Here is a 23974-nt window from a genome sequence, read left to right as displayed (position 1 = left end):
GACATAATCGCATAGATATTAAAGCCCTTTAATATCTAGATACAATACACCTAACTCATAAACACTAATAAACACTAATAACCAATTGCTTTGCAATAATTTTTAGCATGCTTTTTTAGAATGTTTTTTTAGAACAATAAGCTGTAGAACAATAAGCGGTAGAACAGTAAGCTCTATCACTTTCGCAAAGGCTAACTTCAATACTGTGGTTTGAGGGCTATGTTTAAAAGCATGCAATGAGCCTAACTTACTCCGCACACTTACTACGCACATGTTGAGATAATGACCATTACTGATGTTACAATTAATCAACGATACTATCGCCAAACACTTCAATTCTATTGCGGCCATTTTCCTTGGCTTGATACATAGCTAAATCCGCATCTTTTATTAAGTTTTCGAAATCAATATGTTGATCATTAACAGTACAAATACCAATACTGACAGTCACAAAAATATCTTCACCTTCATATGTTATGCAATGATCAGCTAAAGCGTGTTGAATACGATGGGCTGTTTCTACTGCGGCGTTGACACCACTATCGGGTAAAATAATGATAAATTCTTCGCCGCCATAACGAGCAAAAAAATCAATACTGCGTATTTCTTCAGTACACACTTTGCAAATATTTTTCAAAATTTCGTCACCGAATAAATGACCAAACTGATCGTTTATGTTTTTAAATAAATCACAATCTAACAAAATGACAGCCAATGGGTTTTTGCTTCTTTGTACACGAGAAAACTCGTCATTGCCTCGTTCAAACAGTGCCCGACGATTGGCCACTTTGGTTAAAGGGTCGGTGTTAGATAGTTGCTCTAATACTTGAGTTCTTTCTGCAACAATTTTGGTCATTGACTCTAAAGAAATCGTCGTTTCACTCAATTCTTTATTCATGTTATTAAAGGCATTAGCGATACCATTAAACTCTTCTGATTGATTAGAAAGTTGTATTTTTTGAAAGTTACCACTGCGATTTTTTTCAAAGGCTGTTTTGACTTCATTGAGTGATGTGCTAAAAATTTTAACTAATTTAACCGCACCATAAACTAGAATAAAAAGGCTAAGAGCGAGTATAGATAGAATAAATATGATCTGTTGCTTAATAACGTTTGCAATGTCTTTTTGAACTATGCTGGAGAGCTGTATTGTGTCAGATCGAATAGCTTCTAATTGCGTTATCAACCTGGTTTTTAAATGCTTTTTAATTTTCTCATCGGCATTTTTTAGTTGATTTTTATTGATGGTATTAAATAACCTTTGTACATTCTTATTCTGGCTTTCAATACTGTTTTGAATGGTTTGTTGTTCTGGTGTCAAGCTAGGATTACGTCTCAGTAACTCATTAAATTTACGGTCTAAAACCAGCCAATTATCGGTATTGTAATCGCTGGCATAAATGTCTTCATTGATAAGCAATTGCTTTAAAATGTTAGTATGATTTTCAACTTTATTGGCATACTGTTCTCGTTCTAAAGCGACTTCTACTACTTGAGTGGACCATAAAATACTCCCCACAAGTACAGTGAACAATAAACCGGTACTCAGGGTAAAAAAGTAAATATGTTGCTGTAAGCTTATCTTCATAAAAAACCTTATTTACCGGGGAATATCTGCAGCGGTATATCTACGGCTCCAGGATCGACCTGTAGCAATGCCCTACTATCAACAAAGCGCAATGAGTTAGGCGCACTATTAGATACTCTCATTTGTGTTTCCACTACCCATAGTGCTTGAGATCTAATGTTTAATATCAATGATTGATTCAATCCGAGCTTAAAAATATAATCAGGCCACACCCAGTCAATAAATGCGGGATCTAAATTTAGCTCATCTATCACTATTTTTTTAGCGGCTTGTGGATGCGAAGCAATGTAATGGATGGCAGTTTGTAGTCCTTGAATGACACATTTTGCTTTTTCTACCCCTTGACTGTCTGCGGTTTGAGAAATTAAATTAAAGCTCAATGTGCTTAAACTTTTGGTATCATGAATTTTTATTTTTTTATCAAGTCCTTGCAACAATTGAAAAACGAAGGGCTCCCAAGACACAATAGCGTCAACCTCATCACGACTAAAAGCTTGTAGCAATTGTGGCGGTTTATCATAATATAACTTCACATCAGCCATAGTTAAGCCTTCAATCGCTAAAAGTGTACTTAACAGATATTCACTGGCAGTACCTTGGGTAACACCCACTTTTTTACCTTTTAGATCCAAGGCTGATTTTATGTTATCGGCAGAATGGGTAATTAATTTCACATCATTATCAGATTGGACAAACATCGCGTGGCTGACAAATGATGGCGTAGTCAAACTTTGAAAAGCAATAACCGAATCAGAACTTGTGCCAAAATCAACCTCACCACTCATCACCTTATCAAATGCAGATTTACCTCCTATTACCTGCTCATACTTAACCCTAACGCAGGTGTCATCAAAAGAATTTATCGCTTTAGCAATATAAAAAGGCGTAGACAAAGGAGTTTTAGAAACCGCAATAATCACCGAGTATTTGTCCTGATGCCAAAAACTTTGTAGATTAAAAGACAAGATCCCAAGCCCCAAAATAATGAGTAAGGTTATAGAAGATACCAAGGGGTATTTTAGATTCAACACTATCAGCCTGTTGTTTTATCTTATCCTGATGTTAATTTAGCAACAAATACAGCATAAGTATTGAGCTTTATTTAAAATAACAGTATTTAGGTGGCATAAATTAATTGTGTGGTGGAGACACTCAAGAATACAAAAAGCATCATGATTACAAGGTTGAATTGATGATATTGTTAAAAACAAGGTGAGTGTCAGGTTAACGATTCAGCAAATTGTATGTAAATGCAATGGGGAGCAGTTATTGCAGACAAGGTCTGTAAGCTCAATACTATGGCGTTGGCTATTTTGGGTTTTGGTTTTGGATTCAGGACTAATAGCATTAGTCTTAGCTAGATTTAAGGCCATCAGCTTAATAGTTCAGGTTAGCAAGCACCATTCATCAGTTTGGTGCTTTTTTAGCGCTAATGTTAATTTTATAAAGGCATTAGCAGCGACTGCTGGTCTTGCTTGGGCATCTTGTTTACTACTAGCATATAGGAATTATCAATCATGCGTTCAACTTCACCTTGTGGAATTGAACCATCTAAAATAACCGTATTCCATTGCGTTTTGTTCATATGGTAACCTGGTATAACCGCATCAAAAACATCACGTAGCATAACGGCTTCGTCAGGGTCACATTTTAAGTTGATGCAATAATGCCCTGCCATTTTACCATTAGTGCCTTTTTCATTACCTTTGCCTAGCGATAATGTCGCAAACATTTTATGCTTTACTTTAAAAACACTCACATCAGGACCAAATGGAGTATATTCAATAGTTTCAGTTTTATTCAGTAAATAACGCTTTGCTTGTATGTTATCCATATTTTCAATACTGCTTTTTACAACTAAGATTCAATATAGCCTAAGCTGTTTAGTAATGTTCGACAAGATAAATAACGCTATGTTGTGCAAAGATAGCGTTATCAGGTGCTATATCAGTCGAATTGATGACTTAACGATAATTAAAGGCCTGAGTGTTAACGATAAGAAACCAACGTAGGTATGGTCAGAATGTTTTTACCTGCTCGTTTTAAACCGTAATATATACTAAAAAATACTGCCATGATCACCACAATACTGATGAACGAGTGAACAGGTTGTGATGAAAACACCGCAAGTTGGTAACATCCTGCTGCCGATAAGTAGGCTAACGTAAAACTCCACAATGCGGCAAACATTGCCCAACGTGTACCCACTTCATTTTTAATTGCCCCCATTGCCGCCGCGCATGGTGTGTAAAGTAAAATAAAAAGCAAGTAACAAAATGCGCCAATTTTACCCGCAAAAGCCGCTTGCATAATGGTAATGGTACTTTGTTCAACGCCTTGTGCTTGTGCGGCAACTTCTACGCTAGACACATCACCAATGTCAGTACCTAAGGGATCATCTGCTGCTATGCCTTGTAAATTATCGCTAATACTGGCTAGCGCTTGCTGCCATAATACCGGCATAGGATCGGGTGCTGTTGGCGCTTGTGAAACCGGTGAATATAAACTATTAAAAGTAGCCACTAACGCCTCTTTTGCAAATAGCCCAGTAATAATACCGACACTGGCTTGCCAGTTATCTTCTTTAACCCCCATGGGCGCAAGCAAGGGTGTTAGCACCTGCGCACTTTTACTTAGCAAAGAGTCTTGCGTGTCATGATGACCAAATTCACCGTCTGTGCCTAAAGAATTAAAGAAGTTTAAAACACAGACCACCACTATGATGGTTTTACCCGCGCCAACAATAAAAGAGCGTGTGCGTTGCCATACCCGTTTCAACAAATATGACAGTTTTGGCCATTCATACAAAGGTAATTCCATAATATTAATAGAGTTTTTACCCATTAAAATGGTTTTCTTTAACATCAGCCCAGTCAATACCGCAGCAGCAATGCCAATAAGGTACAACAAGAATACTAAGTTTTGCCCTGACTCTGGAAAGAAAGCCGCCGCAAATAAGGCATAAACCGGTAATCTAGCGCCGCAAGACATAAATGGCGACATCATTATGGTGGTGATTCTTTCTCTTTCATTATCCAAAATACGTGCTGCCATCACCGCTGGCACGGTACAACCAAAACCAACAATTAATGGCACAAAGGCTTTACCCGGCAAACCAATTTTTTGCATCGCGGCATCAACCACAAATGCAGCTCGGGCTAAATAACCACTACTTTCTAGCAGTGACAAACCAATAAATAAACTGGCGATAATAGGAATAAATGTTGCCACGGTTTGAATACCTAAACCGACACCACTGATAATAGTACTTAGCCAGGCGGGTAAGTTAAAAGCGCTTAAAAAGTGTTGTGGATAATCAACAAATATTGCGCCCGCTAAAATATCAAAAAAATCAATAAAAGCACCGCCAACATTAATCGCAAACATGAATAGCAAGTACATCATCACTAAAAAAATCGGTACACCTAAAACCGGATGCAACATCCAACGGTCTAACTTGTCACTAAATTGAGTATTATTACTGGGGGCCGTAACCACGTCAGCAACCAGTTGATAAATAAAGTCATACCTTGCTTGCATGACCGCCATAGCCTTTTTATCAGTTGATTGGCAGCCTGGTGTGTTGCCGCAAGCTTGGCGTTCTAATTCAAGTGGCATGCCTGAGTAATCAGCTAATGCTTCGGGTAGGGTCAATAAATGCCCAGCGACCCGGGGGCTAGGAATATGTTGTAATGCGGCAGTAATTTTTTTGCCCGCATGTTTTCCAACACTATTTTCAGTAACTACTGGGCAACCTAACTGAGCAGACAGTTTTTGTAAATCTATATTAGCGGCTTCTTTACGGTCTGATTTATTTAGCACCACTATCATAGGTAAACCAAGCTCAAGCAGCTGTGTAGTTAAATACAGCTGGCGCTTAAGTTGTGTGGCGTCAATCACATTAATTAAACAATCAATGTGATTTTGCTTAATAAAGTCATGGGTAACCGACAGATCTTTACTTTGCTGACTTCGCTGCGCTAAAGAGCTAATGCCAGGTAAATCAGACAGCAATGTCAGCTTTTTATTTAGCTGACATTGCTGCTGTTTGGCGGCAACTGTGACACCTGTCCAGTTACCTGTTTTCTGTTTTGCCACCGCCAAGGCATTAAAAAGTGTGCTTTTGCCTGAATTAGCAAAACCGACCAGTGCAATATTTTGTTCGATCATTTGGTTAATAACTTAATGTTGATTTGCTTGGCAATGGTCGCTGGCAGGCACATTTTTGTGCCATGCAAATGAAAGGCAAGTGGACCGTTAAAAGGCGCTTTATGGGCTAGTGATATTTCACTTTTCAAGGCGAAGCCCTGTTCAATTAACTGCGCACTTAACGCAAAGTTTGCCGGTAAATAACTGATATGAGCTGGTTGATTAAGGGGTAATTCGTATAAGGTCATAGTAGCCTATATCTAAATGATAACAATTATCATTTAATCATACTAAAACTAGTAGCAGACAACAAGATATTAAATAAACGTTTTAACGTTAGCTTGATCTGATACCCGTTTCATTAAATTATTAGCCACTTATGTGGGTTAAAACACACCAGAGCAATTTGGCTGTTCATCACAATAATCTGCTAGGGTGATTGCGAGTATTTCACCAATAAAAATTTCGCCACTTGTAGTTAATCTGGAACAATAACCCTATGATTTTATTTCGCTTATCTGCAGACAAAAAGAACACAAATGTAATGCCAGTAATAAACCTAATCATCTAAAGATGTTACTGCTTAAATAGACGCCTATTAGTTTCATAAGCTTCTACAGGTATTAAACGGATATGCAAATAGCGCAAATTAGTTTAGCTATTCATCGTGGCTTTTTTTCATCCCGTTACACTAGTGCATTGCATCAAGCAAAATAGTCATATTGTCGGATAAAAGATGACAAATTTGATTACACTGGCACAATGGTAGTCAGACAAGTTCTGCTTTGCCTAAATATCAAACAGTTCCCAAAGTAATAATACAAAAGGATATGCAATGAAAGCTATTTTTGCTCTGCTACTTATGTGCTTTAGTACATTAAGTTTCGCAGCTGAGCAGGCCGAAGAAATTTTTAAACAACTGGCCCCATCACTTTATCAAATTCGCTTAATTGACAAAGCCAGTGGTGAAAAATCATCCATTGGTTCGGGTTTTCAAATTAGCAGCAGTGGCCTTATTGCCACTAATTATCATGTTATTTCCGGTTTTGCACGTCATCCCAATAAATACAAGATTGAATATTTAGACAACCAAGGTAACCAAGCGCCATTAACCTTAAAAAGTGTTGATGTCATTAATGACCTCGCCATAGTGCAACGTGAAGTCACGGCTGAAATGCCCTTTTTTCAGCTTGCCCAACAAGCCCCGACTAAAGGTGAAGAACTATATTCATTAGGTAACCCACATGATTTAGGTATGATAGTCGTGCCCGGCACTTATAATGGTTTAAAAAATGAATCATTTAATGATCGCATTCATTTTACTGGCTCGGTTAACTCAGGTATGAGTGGCGGCCCAGTGGTTAACAAAAATACCGAAGTTGTTGGTATTAATGTCGCTACTTCGGGTAATCAAATTGGCTTTTTAGTGCCGCACGACAAGCTACTTGAGCTTTATCAGGCCTATAAAAATAGCCCACCAGAAAGTATTGAGCAGCAAATGGCTGCACAACTTATGCAAAATCAAAAAAAGTTAATCACCACAATACTGAACAGTGATTGGCAACTAAAACCTTTGGGTCGAGGCTTAATTCCAACCGTTGACGTACCTTTTGTACGTTGTTGGGGTGAATCCAACTCAGATAAAACCGACGCACAAATTATGGCGGCTGTTGCTAATTGTGACCTAGATGAGAACACTTACATTTCTTCTGACTTTTTTACTGGTTCGTTAGAAATGGAATACCGCTATATGGAATCAGATAAAATTGGTAGCACTAAGTTTTACCATATTTTTGAACGTCAGTTAAATCAAGCCGCGCCAGGTAATAAAGCCGGTAAAGATGATGTTACTGAATATCAATGCCACCATGATATCGTTACGCCCAACAGCAGTAATATTAAGAATAAAGCAGTATTTTGTACCCGCGCTTATAAAGACTTCCCCGCACTTTACGATGTGCTCTACATTGCCATCTCGGTAGATCACGAACAATACGCATTGCTCAGCCATTTTACGATTTCAGGTGTGGCACAAGAAACCTCATTAGCCTTTCTAGCTAAATTTATGGAGTCGGTTTCATGGAAATAATCATTGAAGAAATCAGTCATGGTCATAAATTATTAAGCCGCCACAAGTTTGCCTCAAATAACATTAGCATTGGCCGCGGTTACGATAACGATATTATCATTAGTGACCCTCACGTTTGCGCTGATCATCTGCAACTGCATTTTAATGGTGAACATTGGCTAGTTAATGATCAAGGTTCAATTAATGGTAGTTATCTTGAAAACAGTAAAGACAACGTTATTCAACACCAAGTACGTTCTGGCGATATTATCACCATTGGAAAAAGCCAAGTTCGTTTTGTCTTTCCCAGCCATCCGGTTTCAAAAAGCATAGCGATTAGCCCGTTTGAAGGCTTAATTAACTTAGCGCGTCACCCTATGGTAGTGGCATTAAGCATGACCTTATTTGCCTTTATTGGCGGTTGGATTATTAATTTAAACAATGTTAACGAAGTTAGCTTAACGCAAATACTCGTGCCCACCATTGGCTTAACGCTAGGTTTTGCCTTATGGCCAGCCGGTATTGCTTTAGTGTCGCATTTAACCAAACACGATGGCCGTTTTTGGACCCAAATGGGTATTAGCTATATCTTCTTCAACTTAATGTGGCTCAGTGATATTTTTGAAAACATTGTGCACTTTAATACCTCAAGCAACGCTTCAATGTTATGGCTGCTCGCCATTGTTCCTTTGTTGCTGGCTTTTTGTTTGTTTTGGCTCAACTGTTACGTCGGCTTTCATATGACATTAAAACGCAGAAGTTTCGTGTCTTTATGTTTGGTATTGTTGTTATTTGGCGGTAGTTTTATCGTCCAATTAAGTAAACAACCCGACTTTAATCCCCGGCCGCAGTTTGACACCACCATCATGTCGCCAGCCTTTTTGTTTACACCGAGCAGTGATGTTGAAAGCTTTGTCAGTGACAGTGCTAAGTTATTTGAAAAAGTAACGAAAGAGGCCGCTGAAGATAATAAAGAATAGCAGTCATTCAGCCCTAAATACTTAAATACTTAAACAGATTTAAGACTGAATTGAAAAAATAAAAACTAAAAAGCCGTCGTAAATACGACGGCTTTTTTATGTCTGACTTAATGATTTACTTAGTGATTTACTTAGTGACTGACTTAGTCGCTAGTTTAATAACTCGTCAGCATGAGTAGTGCAGAGATTAAGGCTTAGCAATAAAACCAACCGCCTGATAAACCTCAGCAAGCAATTTACTCGCACGCGCAGAGGCTTTTTCAGCACCTTTGCGCATCACTTCATCTAGATAAGCTTGGTCATTACGAAATTCATGATAACGCGCTTGAATGGGCGCTAATAAAGCAACCACGGCTTCAGCTACATCACCTTTTAAATGACCATACATTTTATCTTCATATTCAGGCACAAGTTCAGCCACTGATTTACCGGTTGTGCACGATAAAAGTGACAACAAGTTTGACACACCTGGTTTTTCAGCTATGTCAAAATAGATATTGGCTTGCTCGTCAGAGTCAGTTACCGCACGTTTAATTTTCTTGGTAATTTTCTTGGTGTCTTCTAATAAACCAATAAAATTACCCGGGTTAGTATCAGACTTTGACATTTTTTTAGTGGGCTCTAATAAACTCATCACCCGGGCGCCAAATTCTGGAATATAAGGCTCTGGTACTTTAAAGGTTTCACCATGTAGATTATTAAAACGAGTCGCTATATCGCGGGCTAATTCTAAATGTTGCTTTTGGTCATCACCAACCGGCACTTTGTTCGCGCCATACAATAAAATATCTGCCGCCATTAATACCGGATAAGTAAATAAACCTGAGTTCATATTAGCTTCAGACTTTGCCGACTTATCTTTGTATTGTGTCATGCGGTTTAACTCACCCATTTGGGTGTAGCAATTTAATACCCAACTCAATTGCGCGTGCTCTGGCACATGCGACTGAATAAAAATGGTGCTTTTTTCTGGATCAACACCACAAGCTAAATACAAGGCTAAACCATCTAAGGTCGCTTTACGTAAATCTTCAGGTTTAGGACGCACCGTAATCGCATGTTGATCAACCAGCATGTAATAACATTCGTGGCTATCTTGCATGTCCACCCATTGCTTTAACGCGCCAAGGTAATTACCAATAGTTAACTCGCCCGATGGCTGACAGCCGCTTAATACAATAGGTTTACTCATTTTTTATCCTTCAATTTTTCTTAATGTAATGTGATTTAATCGTGTTTTAATCAATATTTTTTTATTTTACTTTTGCAAGTTCTGCACGCATTTCATCAATCGCGACTTTGTAATCTGGCTTGGAGAAAATGGCTGAGCCCGCAACAAACATGTCAGCCCCTGCTTCGGCTATTTCAGCAATATTGTCAGCTTTAACACCACCGTCAACTTGCAAGCGGATGTCGTAACCACTGGCTGCAATTTTTTCACGGACTAAACGTAACTTATCTAAGGTGGTAGGAATAAAAGATTGCCCACCAAAACCAGGATTCACTGACATTAATAAAATAACGTCGAGCTTATCCATGACAAAATCTAACACATGCAGCGGCGTTGCTGGGTTTAACACTAAACCTGCTTTACAGCCGTGATCTTTAATCAACTGCAAAGTTCTATCAATATGATCGCTCGCTTCTGGATGAAAGGTAATAATATCAGCGCCCGCTTTGGCAAAGTCAGGAATAAGGCGATCAACAGGTTTTACCATCAAATGCACATCAATCGGCGCGGTAATACCGTAATCTCGTAATGACTTACAGATCATTGGACCAAAGGTCAGGTTGGGCACAAAATGATTGTCCATTACATCAAAATGAATTACATCAGCACCAGCGCTGAGCACATTAGCAACATCTTCACCCAAACGAGCAAAGTCTGCCGATAAAACTGAGGGAGCAATTAAAAAATTAGACATAATGATAACCTTAAAAAAATTTTCGCTACTTTACCTCAATTACCATAATTTTGCGACTGAGAACCCGCACAAAAATCGATATTAAAAGCAATAATAACGGCTAGATTAACGCTGAAGTTTTCGCCCATGACGCAATATTGAGCTCAATACGGGTGGTTATTGTCAGCAATGCTGTGCACCTTTTTTGTACATTCGTCTTTTTTTTGCACCAAGCCTGTACAAAATGGTCAATTGACTCAACCAAGAAACACCTCAATAAAATCACTAAGCCACTGAAAATAAAGTCTTTATAAAAATTTAATTAAATAGGCACTGTCTTTGCAATGTCCTTAGTAATTATAAAAACTTAGTGGACTAAAACATGAACAAAACAATGACCTCTCTAGCAATTTCGATGATATTAACAACTTCTGCACTTACAGCAACGTCAGCATCTGCTACTGACATAGAAGGCTTAAGTGCCAATGTGGGTGCGGTATCACAATATATTTTCCGTGGCATAGTACAAACAGACACCGCCTCTGCTAGTGCGGGTGTTGATTATGAAAACAGTGGTTTTTATATTGGCACTTGGGCAGCTGACGTACAAGAGGGTTTAGAAGTAGACGTTTATGGCGGTTACGGCGGCGAACTCGAGGGTGGTGTAGGCTATAGCCTTGGCTTTACAACTTACCAATATACCGGTGATTTTGATACTTCTTATAATGAAGTAAACTTAGGCTTAAGTTACGGCATGTTTTCACTTGCTTATAATGTCGGTGAGTGGGAAGTTGAAGGTGCTGCAAACCAAGACTATGATTTCTTATCTGCAACGGTTGAACATAAAGGTTTTTATGCCACTTACGGCACTTGGGGTGACGATTTTGATGGCGACTACCTAGAAGCAGGTTACAGTACAGAAGTTTCAGGTTTCGACGTGGGTATTGCGCTTGTGGCTAATTCAAAAGAATTATCAGGTACTGAAAGTGACGAAAACCTAGTATTTAGCATAGGTACATCTTTCTAAGACCTCGCTAATTAACAGCTAACAAAACAAGAATACACTGTTTTGTTGGCTAATAAAAACCCAGGTTAATTAATTTCCTGATGAATTTGGCGCGATACTTTGATCATAACGAATCGCGCCAAAACTTTACTTAACCTTCCTGCTTAACGCTATTTATACCCCTTGGCATCACTTCCCGCTAGCAAAAATGTTTAATTTAACCCTTTGATTTTAACGTGCTGCTGACGATAATTTAGCTGCTGGCAAATAGTGACTAAATCAGCATGAATACCACCCGCAGTGACATCACGCCCAGCACCTGGGCCACGAATAATCAGCGCATTTTCTTGATACCACTCGCTTTTAATTTGAAAAACATTATCACATGGGGTTAATTGTGAAAACGCGTCGTTATGGCTTAATTCTTCCAAGCTAACTTTCGCACTCACTTGACCATGATCACTGATAAAGCGAGCAACATAACGAATTCCACAGGCTTTTGCCTGTGCTTGCTGTAAGCGCAATAAAAACAACTCATCAAGCTCAGACGTTCGTTGAAGAAACGCCTCTAAGCTAATACCACGTAATGACTCTGGCACTAAATTCTGACAGTCAATATCAGCTAACGACAATTCAAAACCTGCGGCACGCGCTAAAATTAATAATTTACGCTGTACGTCTCGCCCGGATAAATCTTCTCGCGGATCCGGCTCAGTCAACCCTTGCGTTAAGGCATTTGACAACAGCGCAGAAAATGGCGTTGTGCCATCATAAAATTGAAATAGCCAGGATAAAGTGCCCGAGAATATACCCGAAATTTCCGTTATTTTATCACCGCTATTCATCAACTCTTTAATGCTTGAGTTAATAGGCAAACCAGCACCAACTGTGGTATTACCCAACCATAAGCTATTATTTTTTTCTGCTGTTTTAAGCAATTGCTGATAATTTTCAGTGCTTGAAGATGCCGCCCACTTGTTCGCACCAATAACATGAATACCACGGGCAAAAAATTCTTCATACAACTGACTAAAGTCTTCACTGGGTGTGATATCAACAACAATCAACTCGTCATAAGGGTGATTAGTCAACCAAGTTAACAGTTGCTCACTGTCGTACGGCTGCGCTTGTTGTTGATAATGTAACAGAGCATTAGCGACATCTATGCCATCGGTATTTATTAAGGCTTTACTTGCCCCCACTAAGGCGACTAAATGCACATTGTCTAAGCCTGCGACACGCGCTATTTGCTTGGGTAACATGGTTAAAAATCGTTGGCCAACATTACCTAATCCGGCGACAACAAGGGCAATGTTTTTCGCGTCTTTGGTCATATCCGCGTGAACATTATTGAGTATTTCACTCGAGCATGGCTCAGGTAAAACCGCAATATAACTGTGTTCATTAAAGGCATGTAAAAAATGTAAGCATTGTTGATGCTTAAGCGCTCTTTTAAATCTAGCGCGCATATCGCCTTGTTTCGCGACACTATGACCCACAATGGCAATAATCGCTACTGGCCTAAAGGTCACTTCGGTGTCATGACTTGCTAACCATTGGCTAAGCGCTTTTTGTTGGGCCTGCGTGACGACTAGGTAACCTTCGTCAAGATTGTAACAAATCGGTGAAAATTCACTTACCGCTAATTCGCCAGACTTAGCTAAAAAGCTGCTTGATTTCGCTAATATTAAATCGTTTAAACTGGTGACTGAAAGTTCTTGTTTCGCTATTTGGCCAAACTTGCCTATTTCAGTACCGCTAACCTCAGGTGCAAAACTACTGGCAACATGTAAATGGGTATTATGGTTGGTTAATGGCTGTAAGGTTTTGGCATGTAATACTGGGTTACCCAAACGGCCAAGTTCATTGGCAACCGCATTAGGTAAACGGTGTAATTTTCTCGCTAAGGGGACAAGCCTTGGGTCAGCACTATAAATACCATCAACGTCAGTCCAAAGCGTTACATTGCCCGCACCTGATAGTGCCGCCATTATAGTTGCTGAGTAATCACTACCATTGCGCCCTAACGTGCAGGCTTGTTGCTGTTGATTACGCGCAATATAACCGGTAACGATCACCAGTTGGTCTTGTTGTTGCAGCGGTAAAAAGTTTTCTTGGCTCACGCTATAGTCAATAGCACAATTTTTTTCATCTTTTAGCAAAAGAAAGTCTCTCGCATCCAACATATAACTTGGACACACACTTTCACTCAATACCGCAGATAACAAGCGCGCGGACCAAACCTCACCAAAGGCCAATAAGTCATTTTGATAACTCAATGGCTCACTAAGGGGAGCACTTAGCGGATCACTCAGTAAATGTTCTGTTATTTGTGCAACATCTTGCTTGAGTAAACTTTTCAGTCTGGCGGCACTACTGGCATTTAACAGTTCATCAATTAACTGAGCTTGCGTCGCATCAAGGGCAGTAATAGTTACCCGTAAATGCTCACGTAAGGTGTTTAGGTCATTACTCGTGCTCACTTGCTCAGTGTTCAGCGAAGTTATTTCCTGAAGCTCAACCGCGAGTTGATAAAGAGTAAATAATGCATCTGTGGTATTGCCATTAGCAGATACCACAATAATGTCATTGAGCTGGCAATGCTGACGAATAATATCCACCACACGTTCAACGCAAGCACTGGTAGCTAAACTACTACCACCAAATTTATGGACATTACAGGCAACTTTTGCCAAGTGATTTTTTGCAGAGCTAAGCGTTACCGCTGTATTTGAACCGATCATTTTACTACCACAGGTATGACAACCTTGTCATACCGCCTTTAATTTATTGATATATAACACGCAGCCAAAGTACATTGATAACTATGGATAACCGCTTTAAGCTTGGCTGGCATCGAGCGCCTGAGATAGGTCGGCCAGTATATCGTCAATATCTTCAATACCAACAGAAAGTCGCACTAATGACTGGGTAATACCGGCGGTAAGTTGTGCTTCAATTTCCATCCCAGCATGGGTCATGGTTGAGGGATGACAGATCAAACTTTCAACACCACCAAGTGATTGTGCCAAGGTGAAAAGTTCAAGTTTATCAAACAGTATTTTAACCGCTTCAACGCCACCTTTAAGCTCAAAACTCATCATAGCGCCAAAATCATACTGCTGTTTTTTAGCTAATTCATGTTGCGGATGGCTAGCTAAACCCGGAAAATAAACCTGTTGAATAGCCGAATGCTGTTGCAAAAATTTTGCCACGGCATTGGCATTAATTTGATGCTGCTTCATCCGTATGGGCAAAGTTTTTAAGCCACGCAGAGCTAAAAAGCTATCAAAAGCTGAACCCGTAATACCAATGCAGTTTGCCCACCAAGCTAGTTTTTCTCCTAAAGCTTGTTCTTTGGTGACTAGCACACCACCCACTACATCGCTATGACCATTAATGTATTTGGTGGTGGAGTGAAAAACAATATCAGCACCCAATAACAAAGGTTGTTGCAATACCGGCGACATAAAGGTGTTATCAACCGCCACTAATGCGCCAACTTGATGGGCTTGTTTGGTAATGGCAGCAATATCAACTAAGCGTAACAATGGATTACTCGGTGATTCAACTAAGACTAATTTAGGTTTTGTTGCTAAGGCTTGCGCCAAGGCTTGTTGATCGTTTTGATCAACCACCACGAGCGTAAACTGACCCCGCTTGGCAAGATGGGTAAATAAGCGAAAACTTCCACCATAGCAATCATGCGGAATAACAACCGTGTCTTGTGTATCAAGTAATTGGCAAATAAGATGCACAGCTGACATGCCGGTATTTGTCACTATGCCAACGGCACCCTGCTCTAAATCTGTAATAGCTTGGGCAAACGTAGCGCGAGTTGGATTACCGGTGCGTGAATAGTCAAACTGACGCTTGTCATTAAAACCTTTCAGTGCATAGGTGCTTGAAAGGTGAAGAGCTGGAACAACAGCACCATGGTGTTGGTCGCTATTAATACCTGCTCGAACAGCGGTAGTGGCAATTTTTTTCTCGCTCATGTGTACTCCGGTAAAAATATTTTCTGTATAGATGTTTGGACGTCTATCAATCTAAATGGTTTAAGTTCTTGGGTCAAGTACTTTAGACTTCTAAACTTCTACACATTCGTTATTGACTCAGGCCCCACAACCAGTAAAATCAAGTAGTAAGAATAAATTTATCATAAACTGGCCTACCAGACAGGTTTAACATCGATAAGTTTATCTCAATTAATTAGCATAGAGGAATATTCATGGCAGAGTGGAATGGCGAGTATATTAACCCATACGCCGAACACGGGAAGAAAAGTGAACAAGTCAAAAAGATCACCGTGTCTATCCCTTTACGTGTGTTAAAAGTGCTCACTGATGAACGTACACGTCGCCAAGTGAATAACTTGCGTCATGCCACCAACAGTGAATTGTTATGTGAAGCGTTTTTACACGCTTTTACTGACCAACCATTACCTGATGATAGTGACTTGGCTAAAGACAACACACAAAAATTACCCGCGAGTGTTCGCCGGGCTTTGGAAGCAAAAGGCATAACTGACTTTAGTGCATACGAAGCGGAAATTGAAGAAGAAACAGAAGATTAAATGCAATAAAACCGTTAGGTTATAAATAATAGAAGGCGCTTGATGCGCCTTTTTTATTGCCATAAATTGCAGTTTAAGGTCTTTACAGCCAAAAGAGGATATTTTCCGCCTAACATACCTTAACGTTTTTTAATGAATGGCTTAATCAAAAAAGGCGTCAATTCGACACCTTTTCAATATTAATAGCTTTACTATAGCCTAGCTATTTGTACAAGACTATCGGCAAGATTAATAACTAACCCTTATAGTTCTCTGGCATGGGTAGCGCAGCAACACCTGAATCTACCGCCGCTTGAGCAACCGCAATGGCTACCGCCGAACGTAAACGTGAGTCCATAGGTTTTGGGATAATGTAATTTCTACCAAAATTTAACTCGTCACAGCCACTAGCCGCTAATACTTCTGCCGTCACTTGCTCTTTTGCTAAGGTGCGAATGGCATGTACGGCGGCAATTTTCATTTCATCATTAATGATACGTGCGCGCACATCTAAAGCGCCACGGAAAATAAAGGGGAAACAAAGTACGTTATTTACTTGGTTTGGGTAGTCTGAACGACCGGTAGCAATAATTAAATCATCGCGTGTTGCCATAGCCAGTTCAGGTTTAATTTCTGGATCTGGGTTTGAACACGCAAAAATCACTGGCTTAGCGGCCATAAGCTTTATGTGTGAAGGTAATAGTAAATTAGGGCCAGATACACCAATGAATACGTCAGCACCATCGATGGCGTCTTCTAGCGTGCGCTTATCCGTATTGTTAGCAAATAATTTTTTATATTCATTTAAATCGTCACGGCGGGTGTGAATAACACCTTTAGTGTCGAGCATATAAATTTTTTCACGTTGTGCGCCACATTTAATCAACAGTTCCATACAGGCAATCGCTGCAGCGCCAGCCCCCATACAAACAATGTTAGCGTGTCGAAGTTCTTTACCTTGAATTTCTAGCGCATTTATCATTCCCGCTGCCGTTACAATAGCAGTACCGTGTTGATCGTCATGAAATACCGGTATTTTACAGCGTTCAATGAGTGCCTTTTCAATAACAAAACATTCAGGTGCTTTAATATCTTCTAAGTTAATGCCACCAAAGCTGTCAGCAATATTAGCTACCGTGTTAATGAAGTCTTCAACGGTTTTATGGTTAACTTCAATATCAAACGAATTAATGCCAGCAAAACGTTTAAACAATAACGCTTTGCCTTCCATCACAGGTTTAGAGGCCATTGGCCCTAAGTTTCCTAAACCTAAAATAGCGGTACCATTGGTGATAACAGCAACGGTATTACCTTTGCCGGTATATTTATAAACGTCATCAGGATTTTCAGCAATGGCGCGAACAGGTTCGGCAACACCAGGGCTATAAGCGAGCGAGAGATCTTTGCTTGTTTCAGCAGGGGTCGTTAATTCAACACTAATTTTGCCCGGCGTTGGGTATTGGTGATAATCAAGTGCTTGTTGGCGAAGATCTGTCATGTTTATTCCTAATGTGTGAGTCTTATGCGTGAGTTTACGTTAGAGCTATTATGGTTATTTATATACTATTGCAATGCGATGTCTAATTTCAAGCTGTTTTGTATATATTAATTCGCTACAAGCTATAATTAATATAGCCTGAATAGTTTGATATTTCACATAACCTAGCTAAATATTGGACATAAAGCGTTAACTATTGATATAAAAATAGCGATTAGCATACTTTATCAAACCATAAGCAGTTTAATTATATAGATTAAGTTTAAGCCGCTTGTTTTACTTGTAAAGCTTTGTGCTTTTGTATCATTTCATACTGACTAACAAAATTAACCAAAGTAGATCTGTCTTTACTTTTAACTATAGTGTTAACCATGCTTTTAATGATCTTTATAACTATGCTCTCGCCCAGATTAAAAAGGCTTAAGCTAAATTTTAATGCTGATACTGCGACTAGCTTGCCATACCGAGTGGATTAATTATCTACTCACTTAGAAGGGTTAACATCAGAAAATACCGTATTATAAAACTGCTAAGTAGCATAACTACTGACTACATTTTATGCCTTGTATTTATACATTTTTGCTGGTGAAACAATAGATCGGTTAAATTAGTCAAAGGGATTTAAAAATGCAGAGGTAAATAGTGACTGAATTTTAGCGATAAAAAAACCACCTAGCAGGTGGTTTTTAAAAAGTGATTAAAACGTAGAAATTTAATTATTCGTCAAACGGATTAACTAAAATCATGGTCTCGATACGATCTGGGCCAGTTGAAATAATATCAACAGGTACGCCAGTAATTTCTTCAATACGTTTAATGTAAGCAATCGCATTAGCTGGTAGAGCGTCAATAGACGTAGCACCAACGGTGGTTTCACTCCAACCTGGCATTTCTTCATACACTGGGGTAATTTTTTCGTAACCCTCAGCTGCTGTTGGTGGCACAGTAATAATGTCGCCTTCAGCTGTTTTGTAGCCAGTACATATTTTTAATGTTTTTAAGCCGTCTAAAACGTCAAGCTTAGTTAAACAAAAACCACTAATACTGTTAACTTGCACCGCACGATGCATAGCGACAGCGTCAAACCAACCACAACGACGTTCACGGCCAGTAGTTGCACCAAATTCATGCCCTACAGTGCCTAAGTGATTACCCACTTCGTCATTTAATTCAGTTGGGAAAGGACCTGAACCAACACGTGTTGTGTATGCTTTAGTAATACCTAGCACGTAGTCTAAGTAAAGTGGACCAAAGCCGCTGCCTGTAGCAACGCCACCGACTGTGGTGTTTGATGAGGTGACATACGGATATGTTCCGTGGTCAATATCAAGCAATGTACCTTGTGCACCTTCAAACATGATAGATTCGCCCGCTTTACGCGCTTGATCTAGCATTTCAGAGATATCAGCAACCATGCCTTTAATTATGTCAGCAACAGCCATAGCATCAGCAAGTACTTCTTCATAACTTACTGGCTCAGCTTGGTAGTAATGCGTTAAAACAAAATTATGGTATTCCATAATTTCTTTTAATTTCACCGCAAATGATTCTGCACAAAATAAATCACCAACACGTAAACCACGACGAGCAGCTTTATCTTCATAAGCTGGACCAATACCACGGCCTGTAGTACCAATAGCTTTGCTACCACGCGCTTTTTCACGAGCGGCATCTAATGCGTTGTGATAAGGAAGAATTAATGGACATGCATCGCTGATTAAAAGACGGTCACGTACTGGTACGCCACGTTCTTCTAACATGGCCATTTCTGTCATAAGTGCTTTAGGACAAAGAACAACACCGTTACCGATTAAACATTTTACGTTGTCACGTAATACGCCAGATGGAATAAGATGTAAAACGGTTTTTTCACCATCAATGACTAGTGTGTGACCCGCATTGTGGCCACCTTGATAGCGCACTACATATTTGGCTTTATCAGTAAGTAAGTCGACGACTTTACCTTTACCTTCGTCACCCCATTGGGTGCCTAGAACTACGACGTTTTTACCCATGTTCACATTTTGGTAAGAAAATTAGGCGAGGATTCTATCAAATATCAATATTGAGTCCAAGCAATAATTGTTGAATTTTAATGCGTTATTAAAAAAACCTGTGGTAGTGCAGAGTTAGCAAAGGAATTAATTTACTGTCCAAAACAGCATAATACCGATTAACAGCAAAAATAAACCTATTTGACGAATAGTATTAACCGGTTCATTGGCTAGTTTTAAAACATAGGCTCGCCATTTATTCGGAAATAGTGCCGGAATCACTCCTTCAATAATTAACGCAATAGCCAATGCCATTAGCAACGTAGATAGCATGTAAATTCCTTATATAAACCCATACAATGAAAACCAAATCTAGAACACTTTGAGTACATTTTTCAAGTGATAAAAACACAAAAGCCATGACAATGTCATGGCTTTTAAATTACTCTTTAACCTTAACTACTAATTAGTTTTTTTACCATTCTTTAGGTAATTAAAGAAATTACTGTCAGGTTTAATAACTAAAATATCACTCTTAGAGCTAAAACTGTTTTCATAAGCTTCTAAACTACGGAAGAAGTTATAAAACTCAGCATCTTGTGTATAAGAGTCGGCATAGACTTTTGCTGCTAGGGCATCACCTTCACCACGAACTTCTTGTGCATTCTTCTGTGCTGTTGCTAACATAACCGTTACTTTAGCATCAATAGTGGCACGAATGATTTCAGCTTGCTCTTGACCTTGTGAACGATGTTCTTTCGCCACAGCGGTACGTTCAGCACGCATACGTTCGTAAATTGAATTACTGACCTCTGTAGGTAGGTTGATAGCTTTGATGCGAACATCAATCACTTCAATACCTAAATCTTCACGGCTACTGGTAGCACTTTCTAATGCTTGGGCCATGATGTCATCTCGATCGCCAGAAACAATTTCTTTAATCGTACGTGTACCAATCTCGGTACGTAAGCCATTATTTACTTTCTGTTTCAATAACGCGCGAGCGTTCTCAATTGAACCTGAAGTACGCAAATAATAGGTTGAAAAGTTAACAATACGCCATTTAACAAATGAGTCGACCATTAAATCTTTCTTCTCAGATGTTACAAAACGATCTGGCTCTTCGTCCAAAGTTTGAATACGCGCATCAAGTTTACGTACTGTGTTAATAAATGGAAATTTAAAGTGTAAACCTGGCTCATAAACTTTCATGTCGCCGGTATCACCGTCACGCGTAATTTTTGAGAACTGGAAAACTATGCCACGTTGGCCTTCAGTCACAACAAAAACAGACGAAACTGTTAGCACAAGTATTAAGGCAATAATTGCCAATATAAAATTCTTCATGGCTTAGTCTCTCCCATTATTGAAACGATCATTACGACCGGATAATGCTGGTGCAGTATTAGTACTATTTGACGACTGGTTTATCGCCGGTACTGATTGTTGCGTAGCACGTTGACTACTAGACTGCTGTTGCATAATTTTATCTAGTGGTAGATAAATCATGCTATTGCCGCCGTCAACATCAACCATTACTTTACTGGTGTTGCTATAAAATTTTTCCATCGACGTTAAATACATACGCTGACGGGTAACTTCAGGTGCTGCTTGATATTCAGGTAATAACTTGTTGAAACGAGCAACGTCACCTTCTGCATCAAGTAGTATCTGCGCTTTATAAGCTAATGCTTCTTGCTCTAAACGCTTAACACGGCCACGAGCACGAGGTTCAATGCCTCTTGCATACGCTTCCGCTTCACGTAAGAAACGCACTTCATCTTCTTGTGCAGCAATGGCGTCATCAAAAGCGTCTTTGACTTCTTCAGGAGGACGAGCGTCCTTGAAGTTAACATCGACAACAATCAAACCTAAATTATAAGGTTTAATAATTTCTTCTAACTCTGTCCATACTGCTTGGCGCACAGCTTCACGACCACTGGTCAAAATGTCATCCATTCTTGAGTGACCAACCACATAGCGCAGAGCACTATCAAGCGATTCGCTTAAGCTTTCATCAGCATTAGTAACACTGAAAATATAATTACGTGCATTAACTACACGATATTGAATTTGCATTTCAACACGAACAACATTCTCATCTTTTGTTAGCATAAAGCCTGAAGAAGGAAGGTTACGTGTGGTTTGCATATCAACTGGAATAATACGTTCAGCGAACGTCCACTTCCAACGTAAACCAGGTTCTACCGTGCCAGCATACTGACCAAAGCGTAAAACGATACCTTTTTCAGCTTCTTTAATAGTAAAAAAGCCAGCGAAGGCGTAGCCCAAAATAGCCACAATAAGCACTACCATGATGCCGATACTAGAAAAGTTTTTCCCCGCACCGCCTCCTGATTTGTTGCCACCAAAAATACCGCCAAATTTATTGCCGATATCTTTTAATAAATCATCTAAGTCAGGTGGGCCTTGATTTTTGCCACCTTTGTTTTTCCAGGGGTCTTTCTCATTGTTCCCCGGTTCATTCCAAGCCATGCTATTCTCCGCTATAAAAAATTAATGCGCTAACTGCTATATTAACCACGCTAATATATCAGTCTGTTAAGTGTGAATAAAGTGCTCTATTTCTGCTTCGTCTTGTTTTAGTAACTGATTCCATTCTCTCACCGGTAATTTTATATCTAATAAACAATTACCATGCTCGTCATAATGCTCATCAGTAATGCAATTTAACTGGTAAAGTTGACCACGAAGTTTACCGGCACTAGGCGGTAAACAAAGTAGGTGTTTGATAATTTTTTTACCTAATCGTTCTGACAGTGCTTGAAATAAAAGCTCAATGCCAATGCCTTTTTGGGCTGACAGCCAAACACGAATCGGTAGCCCTTGATCATCACGATCAATTCTGGGTTCAACATCATCTAACTGGTCTATTTTATTACAAATCAATAGTTGCGGAACATCACCCGCTTCTATCTCTTTTAAAACTTCTTCTACTTGTTCAATATTTTCGCTACGTCGTTCATCAGCAATGTCAATAATGTGCAGCAACAACTCTGCTTCTCTTGTTTCAGTTAACGTCGCTTTAAATGCGGCCACTAAATCATGGGGTAGATGACGTATAAATCCTACGGTATCAGCCAGAATAACACGACCGACTTCATCTACTTCAATTTTACGCAAAGTGGGGTCTAAAGTGGCAAACAGTTGATCGGCAGCGTACACGCCTGCCTGGGTTATTTGGTTAAATAATGTTGATTTGCCAGCATTGGTATAGCCCACTAAAGAAAGTGTTGGGATTTCAGCTCTAGTTCTCGCCCGACGCCCCTGTTGTCTTTGCTTTTCAACTTTTCCCAAGCGTTTACGGATATTGACCATACGATCACGTAATAAACGCCTATCTGTTTCCAACTGAGTTTCGCCTGGCCCACGTAAACCAATACCACCTTTTTGGCGCTCTAAGTGAGTCCAACCGCGTATTAATCGTGTACTCATATGGCGTAACTGTGCTAATTCTACTTGTAATTTACCTTCGTGAGTTCGAGCTCGTTGGGCAAAAATATCTAAAATTAGCGTCGTACGATCAACCACACGACATTGACACAAGGCTTCAATGTTTTTTTCTTGAGATGGCGATAAACTATGATTAAACAAGACAATATTCGCATCGAACATACGTACAGCATCAGCAACTTCTTGCACTTTACCTGTACCAACAAAATATTTCGGGTGCGGAGTAGCGCGTTTACCTGTGATGGTATTTAACGCACCTATACCAGCAGAACTTACAAGCATTTCAAACTCTTGTAAGTCTTCACGGGTATTATCATCGGGAAAATCTAAATGAACAAGTATAGCCCGCTCACCTGCCTGATATCTATCAAACAAATGAGCGACTCAATACAATACTAACTTTTTGCATTAATCTTCTATGTCCTGATTCATTTGTGGGACTGGCATACTAGTTACTGCTCTAGCGGGTACTACCGTTGAGATAGCGTGCTTATATACCATTTGACTAACGGTGTTTTTAAGTAAAATTACAAACTGATCGAATGACTCTACTTGCCCTTGTAGTTTAATGCCATTAACCAAGTAAATTGCTACAGGAATACGATCACGACGTAACGCATTCAAAAATGGGTCTTGTAAAGATTGCCCCTTTGCCATTATTAGGTACCTTTTTTATTTTTAGTGAAAGTTAAATATTCTGTTGAATACTTTATTAAAAATACTTTATTAAAATTATTCAATAAAACTAGCTGGTTAAT

20 protein-coding genes are annotated in these 23974 nt (G+C 39.4%); 4 read left to right on the top strand and 16 right to left on the bottom strand.

Annotated elements, in window-relative coordinates; genetic code table 11:
- Positions 1-304: 304 nt before the first annotated feature.
- The 5 genes from H4J41_RS17185 to H4J41_RS17165 all read right to left on the bottom strand — a co-directional run bounded on the left by H4J41_RS17185 (position 305) and on the right by H4J41_RS17165 (position 5985).
- The gene (locus H4J41_RS17185; RefSeq protein ID WP_182137334.1) at positions 305-1588 is read right to left on the bottom strand and encodes a GGDEF domain-containing protein; all 1284 of its coding nucleotides are present in this window, start codon (positions 1586-1588) and stop codon (positions 305-307) included.
- A gap of 8 nt (positions 1589-1596) precedes the next feature.
- A complete protein-coding gene (locus tag H4J41_RS17180) occupies positions 1597-2619 on the bottom strand; it encodes an NrtA/SsuA/CpmA family ABC transporter substrate-binding protein (RefSeq protein ID WP_310649817.1) in 1023 nt (340 codons plus the stop codon).
- A 410-nt stretch (positions 2620-3029) separates the two neighbouring features.
- On the bottom strand, positions 3030-3422 hold the full coding sequence (locus tag H4J41_RS17175; protein ID WP_182137333.1) for an MmcQ/YjbR family DNA-binding protein: 393 nt from the start codon (positions 3420-3422) through the stop codon (positions 3030-3032).
- Between the two features lie 155 nt (positions 3423-3577).
- Positions 3578-5758 carry a ferrous iron transport protein B gene (gene feoB / locus H4J41_RS17170; protein WP_182137332.1) on the bottom strand — a complete coding sequence of 727 codons (2181 nt, stop codon included), beginning with the start codon at positions 5756-5758 and terminating at the stop codon, positions 3578-3580.
- On the bottom strand, positions 5755-5985 hold the full coding sequence (locus H4J41_RS17165; protein ID WP_182137331.1) for a FeoA family protein: 231 nt from the start codon (positions 5983-5985) through the stop codon (positions 5755-5757). The genes feoB and H4J41_RS17165 overlap by 4 nt, the downstream gene beginning before the upstream one ends.
- 587 nt (positions 5986-6572) lie before the next feature.
- On the opposite strand from H4J41_RS17165, the gene H4J41_RS17160 reads away from it, so the two are divergent.
- Complete coding sequence (locus H4J41_RS17160; RefSeq protein WP_182137330.1) at positions 6573-7826, top strand: serine protease; 1254 nt, start codon at positions 6573-6575, stop codon at positions 7824-7826.
- Positions 7817-8785 carry an FHA domain-containing protein gene (locus H4J41_RS17155; RefSeq protein WP_182137329.1) on the top strand — a complete coding sequence of 323 codons (969 nt, stop codon included), beginning with the start codon at positions 7817-7819 and terminating at the stop codon, positions 8783-8785. The genes H4J41_RS17160 and H4J41_RS17155 overlap by 10 nt, the downstream gene beginning before the upstream one ends.
- 187 nt (positions 8786-8972) lie before the next feature.
- On the opposite strand, the gene trpS is transcribed toward H4J41_RS17155, so the two are convergent.
- Both trpS and rpe read right to left on the bottom strand, forming a co-directional pair.
- Positions 8973-9977, bottom strand: a complete 1005-nt coding sequence (gene trpS / locus H4J41_RS17150; protein ID WP_182137328.1) for a tryptophan--tRNA ligase — start codon at positions 9975-9977, stop codon at positions 8973-8975.
- Between the two features lie 61 nt (positions 9978-10038).
- Positions 10039-10710 (bottom strand): ribulose-phosphate 3-epimerase, encoded by a 672-nt coding sequence (rpe, locus tag H4J41_RS17145; RefSeq protein ID WP_182137327.1) that lies wholly within the window; start codon positions 10708-10710, stop codon positions 10039-10041.
- Between the two features lie 361 nt (positions 10711-11071).
- Between rpe and H4J41_RS17140 the strand changes: the two genes are divergently transcribed.
- Positions 11072-11716 carry a TorF family putative porin gene (locus H4J41_RS17140; RefSeq protein ID WP_259364476.1) on the top strand — a complete coding sequence of 215 codons (645 nt, stop codon included), beginning with the start codon at positions 11072-11074 and terminating at the stop codon, positions 11714-11716.
- A 191-nt stretch (positions 11717-11907) separates the two neighbouring features.
- On the opposite strand, the gene metL is transcribed toward H4J41_RS17140, so the two are convergent.
- Entirely contained in the window at positions 11908-14439 is a 2532-nt protein-coding gene (metL, locus tag H4J41_RS17135; RefSeq protein WP_182137326.1) for a bifunctional aspartate kinase/homoserine dehydrogenase II, read from the bottom strand.
- Between the two features lie 96 nt (positions 14440-14535).
- Entirely contained in the window at positions 14536-15693 is a 1158-nt protein-coding gene (gene metB, locus H4J41_RS17130; RefSeq protein WP_182137325.1) for a cystathionine gamma-synthase, read from the bottom strand.
- Positions 15694-15926: 233 nt separating this feature from the next.
- On the opposite strand from metB, the gene metJ reads away from it, so the two are divergent.
- Positions 15927-16271 (top strand): met regulon transcriptional regulator MetJ, encoded by a 345-nt coding sequence (gene metJ / locus H4J41_RS17125; protein ID WP_182137324.1) that lies wholly within the window; start codon positions 15927-15929, stop codon positions 16269-16271.
- A 235-nt stretch (positions 16272-16506) separates the two neighbouring features.
- On the opposite strand, the gene H4J41_RS17120 is transcribed toward metJ, so the two are convergent.
- The 7 genes from H4J41_RS17120 to hfq form a co-directional block, all read right to left on the bottom strand.
- Entirely contained in the window at positions 16507-17748 is a 1242-nt protein-coding gene (locus H4J41_RS17120; RefSeq protein ID WP_182137323.1) for a malic enzyme-like NAD(P)-binding protein, read from the bottom strand.
- A gap of 716 nt (positions 17749-18464) precedes the next feature.
- Complete coding sequence (locus H4J41_RS17115; RefSeq protein WP_182137322.1) at positions 18465-19763, bottom strand: adenylosuccinate synthase; 1299 nt, start codon at positions 19761-19763, stop codon at positions 18465-18467.
- A gap of 126 nt (positions 19764-19889) precedes the next feature.
- Complete coding sequence (locus tag H4J41_RS17110) at positions 19890-20075, bottom strand: DUF2065 domain-containing protein (protein ID WP_182137321.1); 186 nt, start codon at positions 20073-20075, stop codon at positions 19890-19892.
- A gap of 129 nt (positions 20076-20204) precedes the next feature.
- Positions 20205-21089 carry a protease modulator HflC gene (gene hflC / locus H4J41_RS17105; RefSeq protein ID WP_182137320.1) on the bottom strand — a complete coding sequence of 295 codons (885 nt, stop codon included), beginning with the start codon at positions 21087-21089 and terminating at the stop codon, positions 20205-20207.
- Positions 21090-21092: 3 nt separating this feature from the next.
- The gene (gene hflK, locus H4J41_RS17100; RefSeq protein ID WP_182137319.1) at positions 21093-22238 is read right to left on the bottom strand and encodes an FtsH protease activity modulator HflK; all 1146 of its coding nucleotides are present in this window, start codon (positions 22236-22238) and stop codon (positions 21093-21095) included.
- Positions 22239-22304: 66 nt separating this feature from the next.
- Positions 22305-23591, bottom strand: a complete 1287-nt coding sequence (gene hflX, locus H4J41_RS17095) for a ribosome rescue GTPase HflX (protein WP_182137318.1) — start codon at positions 23589-23591, stop codon at positions 22305-22307.
- A gap of 33 nt (positions 23592-23624) precedes the next feature.
- Positions 23625-23873, bottom strand: coding sequence for an RNA chaperone Hfq (gene hfq, locus H4J41_RS17090; RefSeq protein ID WP_182137317.1), 249 nt, complete (start codon positions 23871-23873; stop codon positions 23625-23627).
- Positions 23874-23974: the final 101 nt, after the last annotated feature.

It is taken from the genome of Colwellia sp. MB3u-45 (genome assembly GCF_014077005.1).
GTDB lineage: Bacteria > Pseudomonadota > Gammaproteobacteria > Enterobacterales > Alteromonadaceae > Cognaticolwellia.
Note: the sequence above shows the minus strand (reverse complement) of the source record. Positions and strands in the feature narration are given on the sequence as shown.

Excerpts from the sequence above, each read along its gene's own strand:
- H4J41_RS17160 (WP_182137330.1), top strand. The coding sequence starts at position 6,573 with ATGAAAGCTATTTTTGCTCTGCTACTTATGTGCTTTAGTACATTAAGT.
- metL (WP_182137326.1), bottom strand. The coding sequence starts at position 14,439 with ATGATCGGTTCAAATACAGCGGTAACGCTTAGCTCTGCAAAAAATCAC.
- H4J41_RS17185 (WP_182137334.1), bottom strand. The coding sequence starts at position 1,588 with ATGAAGATAAGCTTACAGCAACATATTTACTTTTTTACCCTGAGTACC.
- H4J41_RS17110 (WP_182137321.1), bottom strand. The coding sequence starts at position 20,075 with ATGCTATCTACGTTGCTAATGGCATTGGCTATTGCGTTAATTATTGAA.
- H4J41_RS17115 (WP_182137322.1), bottom strand. The coding sequence starts at position 19,763 with ATGGGTAAAAACGTCGTAGTTCTAGGCACCCAATGGGGTGACGAAGGT.
- H4J41_RS17155 (WP_182137329.1), top strand. The coding sequence starts at position 7,817 with ATGGAAATAATCATTGAAGAAATCAGTCATGGTCATAAATTATTAAGC.
- metB (WP_182137325.1), bottom strand. The coding sequence starts at position 15,693 with ATGAGCGAGAAAAAAATTGCCACTACCGCTGTTCGAGCAGGTATTAAT.
- H4J41_RS17175 (WP_182137333.1), bottom strand. The coding sequence starts at position 3,422 with ATGGATAACATACAAGCAAAGCGTTATTTACTGAATAAAACTGAAACT.
- hflK (WP_182137319.1), bottom strand. The coding sequence starts at position 22,238 with ATGGCTTGGAATGAACCGGGGAACAATGAGAAAGACCCCTGGAAAAAC.
- H4J41_RS17165 (WP_182137331.1), bottom strand. The coding sequence starts at position 5,985 with ATGACCTTATACGAATTACCCCTTAATCAACCAGCTCATATCAGTTAT.
- hfq (WP_182137317.1), bottom strand. The coding sequence starts at position 23,873 with ATGGCAAAGGGGCAATCTTTACAAGACCCATTTTTGAATGCGTTACGT.
- feoB (WP_182137332.1), bottom strand. The coding sequence starts at position 5,758 with ATGATCGAACAAAATATTGCACTGGTCGGTTTTGCTAATTCAGGCAAA.
- metJ (WP_182137324.1), top strand. The coding sequence starts at position 15,927 with ATGGCAGAGTGGAATGGCGAGTATATTAACCCATACGCCGAACACGGG.
- H4J41_RS17120 (WP_182137323.1), bottom strand. The coding sequence starts at position 17,748 with ATGACAGATCTTCGCCAACAAGCACTTGATTATCACCAATACCCAACG.
- rpe (WP_182137327.1), bottom strand. The coding sequence starts at position 10,710 with ATGTCTAATTTTTTAATTGCTCCCTCAGTTTTATCGGCAGACTTTGCT.
- hflC (WP_182137320.1), bottom strand. The coding sequence starts at position 21,089 with ATGAAGAATTTTATATTGGCAATTATTGCCTTAATACTTGTGCTAACA.
- H4J41_RS17140 (WP_259364476.1), top strand. The coding sequence starts at position 11,072 with ATGAACAAAACAATGACCTCTCTAGCAATTTCGATGATATTAACAACT.
- trpS (WP_182137328.1), bottom strand. The coding sequence starts at position 9,977 with ATGAGTAAACCTATTGTATTAAGCGGCTGTCAGCCATCGGGCGAGTTA.